Genomic DNA, 4,549 nt, shown 5'->3' on the forward strand with positions numbered 1-4,549 from the left:
AGTGAATAGAAGGGCTCTATTAACGCGAAAATGAATGCTCTCCCTCATACAAAATTGGAGGATGATCCATATCTCCTGCATTCTGATGATACTCAATCCCCCAACCGTGCCATTTCCCATCCTTCTCCTCGCCATCATAAATCAGATTATCCCATAGTCCGTAGTATTGGTCTCTCATATTGAAAACCTCCTATTTTTCCCCTTCATTATGTAATATACGGACGGCATTTTTATTTTGCTACGGAACTGGTGGAATACGTGCTGACACATAAAGTAAAACTTTTCATCACCCCACGGATTGTTAGCACCAAAGGGCTTGACCAAAAGGACCTTTGGTGCAATTACGGACAGTTTACCCCCCATCTGCTCTTTTCGTTTACCTTAAGACTTGAGGTGAGGGGTATTACCTCCATGAAAATGAAAGATTAAATTTTTCATCCTTGTTGGTGCAGCTTGCTTCATGGTTGGCTGCCCGCTCCCCGTTCATATGGGATAAAGTTTTGTCAAAATGAAGAATTGGTAGTAAAGTAAAAAGGTAATCTTAGAGAAAGTACCTCCTTGTATTTGTGAAGAGGGAAGGGGACATAGGATTGGAGTTGTTCAGCTTTGAAAAAACATATGTTGTTAATTACCACAGTGGCGTTGGGGATCCTGTTAAATCCTTTAAATTCATCCATGATTGCTGTGGGGCTTTCAAGAATTCAGCAAGATTTTCAACTATCTTATTCTGATGCATCTTGGCTTATTTCTACATATTATTTAGCGAGTGCTGTGGGCCAACCAGTAATGGGAAAACTGAGTGACCTTTTTGGGAGAAAACGCATGTTCATGATTGGACTAATATTAATTGTTATTGCATCTATTCTTGCTCCTTTTTCTCCAGGGTATGGTTGGTTAATTGGCTTTCGAATCATTCAATCAATTGGGAGTTCTACGCTGTTTCCTGCTGGGATGGGAATCATTCGCCATGTGATTACCGAAAACCAAGCAAAAGCATTAGGAACACTTTCCATCTTTTCATCTGTTTCTGCGGCTTTCGGACCATCAATTGGAGGATTTTTAATACATTTTGGAGATTGGCCAGCTATCTTTTTAATTAATTTTCCGTTTATCATTGTATCCTTTCTACTGGCGATTAAGGTTCTCCCTAAAGATCCGGTTCGCGAGAAAAAACATGTCAAGCTAGACTATATAGGAATTTTTCTGTTTACGGGAATGATTGTTAGTTGGTTGTTGTTTTTACTAGGACTTGAAACCACCTTTAGCTGGTGGAAATTAGTACTGAGTATTTTGTTAACGGTGGTATTTTATTTTTTTGAATCAAAAAATAAAGATCCGTTCGTGGATGTCTTGGCTTTAAAGAAAAATATGAACGTCACGTTCGTTTATTTGCAGTCTATTTTAATCAACATTATCTTTTACTCTGTCTTTTTCGGAGTCCCGACCTACTTGCAGGATGGGATGCATCTTGAATCGAATATTACTGGGGTTTTAATGTTGGCTGTAGCCTCTTTTGGAGTAATTATTGCCCCACTTGCGGGAAAATGGATTGACACTAATGGATCTAAACCAATTTTATTAGTAGGTTCCGTGAGTGTTATTTTAGGAGCTTTGTTGTTACTTACAATCAACCTTGAATCAAGCTACGGCTGGATTTTCTTTGCCCTTTCTGTACTTGGAGTGAGCAATGGGTTTAATAATATAGGGATTCAAACAGCATTGTACAGTTTTGTGACTCCAGAAGAAACAGGAACAGCATCCGGACTATTCATGACTTCTCGCTATATGGGAACTATTTTATCCTCTAGTTTATTAGGGATTCTTTTTGGAAAAGAAGTCACAACGAATCACTTTCATATGATCGGCGTAGTTGGGGCAATTGTAGGGGTAGGAGTTCTCTTATTGTCGATAAGGATGCCTAATAAAAAGAATGCTACTTCCACAGGCTGACAGGATCCATTTAAAAAATAAGTAGAAGCAATTTCTCACTTAGCTAATTTACTTAAAGAATATAAAAGTGAAACTTTGATCAGAGGTCGTCCCTACTGATTGTTAGTACGGGGTATGACCTAAAGGCCTTGAACCAACCGGACATATACAGCCAGTTTATCCCCACCCAATCTTCTCGTTTTACTTAAATTTTGAGATGGGGGTATGACTACCCTCCTTGGGGGATAAAAATCCTTAGATTTCTTATAATCCGAGCGATGTGCTGAGTTTTATTAAACCTCATTTCAATTGTCACACCGTCTCACAAAATTGAAAACTTGGCCTTTGGGGACTGGTTCATCACATCTAACTCCGTCATTGGTTTGGATGGTTCAAGGTTCCTGTCCCCAAAGGCCCATTTCAACCTTTATTCAACGTACTCCAACCCATGATCTTTGCAAAAATCGATAGCGATTTTTCGATAACAGCTGCGTTTGTACTCATACCAATCCTCAATAACGCCCAATTCAAAGGCACGGTCTTTAAATCTTCGAAAAGCACCTTTTCCATTGATTGCTCTTAACAAGATATCCTTTTGCTTCCGATCTTCTAGGCTAAAGCAAAAATCCTCCATCATTTGATACTCATTAATTTCAAACCTGTCTGGTAGCGAAATATATTTATCAACGGAGTCCACAATATCATAAGCAATCCTCAATTCTTCATCTAAAGAATCCATATCTTCTGGGGGCTCTTCATCCTCAGCTTTGCTTAAACTCCAATCCGAAACCATAACCACTCCCCCTGTCTCCAGGTTAACAAAAGATTGATATTCATCAAAATCATTTTCTATTTCATCAATTAACACTGAGAGTTTTACTTTTGCGGACACTTTTATTACCTCCTCAAATTCTAGTTGATCCTCTTTATCCCGCATGAACGGGCAACTGAACATGAAGCAAGCTTCATCAACAAGGATGAAAATTTTAATATTTTATTTTCATGGGAGTAAAACCCCCAACTCAAGTCTAAAGTGACATCCCATTCTTATCCGATTGGTTCAAGGCTTATTCTGTACCCTTTTTTGGCCTGTTCGTCTGTCAAGTGAAAGCCCGTTCTTGTCCGATTGGTTCAAGAGCCTTTAGATCATGCCATGGGTGCTAACAATCAATGGGGAACGGCCAATAATTAAAGTTTCACTTTATATTCTTCCCAAGTTATCCCAAAGGGTATCCCTCCCTCTGTTGTACCTGCAATATAAAAGAAATTTTCATTCATATATTCAGATTGCTCTAGTGCTTTTGAAAGGAGCTTGTCTTTTTTCGGTTTTCCTTAACATCCTTCATTATTGCAAATCCTTCTTCATCTGTTCCTTTTCAGAAAAAGTATAACCTAGGATTCCTAATTTAGCTATTACACATAACTTGTCCACAGCAAAATGTTTGCAATAGCCCTTCCACTACATTTTTCCCCTCATGGTATTTAATCCATTTATTTCCAACTTTTAAACGATGAGCTCGATTATATTTTATATTTTGGAGTGTTAATTTTCTTCCTTTTCGTCCATCTTTTCACCCATTCTGAGTCTGTAATTCCATCTCTAATAATAACAGAAAACAAAGTATAATTTCTTATGGAGAATGGAATTAACCCCTCCCCACTTACTACCCTCTAAGGCGTTCATCTACCAATCTTAATAACAATTTTTTTATTCTTACATAAAATGAAAAAGAACAAAATGGAGGTGCTTTTGATGAACGAAAGAGCCTTATTTGCTGCAAAAAAATTTATTGATTCCTATTTTCCCAATTGCAGCACGGCTTTCTTAGGTGGCAGTATTTCTCTGGAGGCTGAAACAGAGCACTCGGATTTGGATCTTGTCATTCTAACTGAAGATGAGCCAATGACTTCCCAAAGATGTTTTGTTGAGTTTGGGTGGTCGATAGAAACCTTTGTTTATAATCCTCATATGATTCATGTTTTTTTAGAAAGCGATTCTAGGTCAGGGAACCCCTTACTTTTGAGAATATGTGCCAATGGGATAATACTTAAGGGTGGGGTCGAAGCAGAGGAGCTAAAGGAGGATGCCCAAGGACGCTTGGAAGAAGGGCCACCAGAATGGAATCAAAACCAAATCAATCTAGCTCGTTATACCATCACAGATCTTCTTTATGATTTTATTGGCTCAGAGAATCCTACAGAGTCTATATTTGTAGTGAATCTACTCGCTATAAAAATCCATGAGTTTATCCTTCGCACGAATAGACAATGGACAGGTGAAGGGAAATGGCTGGTTCGTTCATTAAAAAATTTCGACCCCCAGCTTGCAGAAGACTTCATACAGTCATTTGAATCTTTTTATGCAGACCGCAAAAAAGAACCAATTATCACATTCGTAGATGAAACATTAAAACCCCACGGCGGAAGGCTGTTCAACGGATATAACCAACCACTATTTTAGTGTGTTGGTAGGGTGTTGGTGGGGGCGTGTTGGTGGGGACGGTTCTCGCCAACATACATATAATGGAAATGCACTTCAGAAAGTGCGTTATATCAACCTCCCAATATTTTCAAGCGTGTTGATAAGAAGAACGAAATCGCTACGCGATGGCTCTGGGGA

General features: G+C 38.7%; 4 protein-coding genes. 2 read left to right on the forward strand and 2 right to left on the reverse strand.

The genetic code is table 11. The annotated features are described in order from the left end of the window. Positions 1 to 19: 19 nt before the first annotated feature. On the reverse strand, positions 20 to 178 hold the full coding sequence (locus tag RZN25_18070; protein MEQ6378713.1) for a hypothetical protein: 159 nt from the start codon (positions 176 to 178) through the stop codon (positions 20 to 22). 428 nt (positions 179 to 606) lie between these two features. Here RZN25_18070 and RZN25_18075 point away from each other — a divergent pair, with 428 nt between their 5' ends. Beyond that, positions 607 to 1,950: an MFS transporter gene (locus RZN25_18075; protein ID MEQ6378714.1), complete on the forward strand. Its 1,344-nt coding sequence runs from the start codon at positions 607 to 609 to the stop codon at positions 1,948 to 1,950. 406 nt (positions 1,951 to 2,356) lie between these two features. Here the strand turns inward: RZN25_18075 and RZN25_18080 are convergent, their stop codons facing one another. After that, on the reverse strand, positions 2,357 to 2,821 hold the full coding sequence (locus RZN25_18080) for a UPF0158 family protein (protein ID MEQ6378715.1): 465 nt from the start codon (positions 2,819 to 2,821) through the stop codon (positions 2,357 to 2,359). Positions 2,822 to 3,682: 861 nt separating this feature from the next. On the opposite strand from RZN25_18080, the gene RZN25_18085 reads away from it, so the two are divergent. Next, on the forward strand, positions 3,683 to 4,390 hold the full coding sequence (locus RZN25_18085; GenBank protein MEQ6378716.1) for a nucleotidyltransferase domain-containing protein: 708 nt from the start codon (positions 3,683 to 3,685) through the stop codon (positions 4,388 to 4,390). Positions 4,391 to 4,549 lie beyond the last annotated feature (159 nt).

The organism is Bacillaceae bacterium S4-13-56 (assembly GCA_040191315.1).
Lineage (GTDB): Bacteria > Bacillota > Bacilli > Bacillales > JAWJLM01 > JAWJLM01.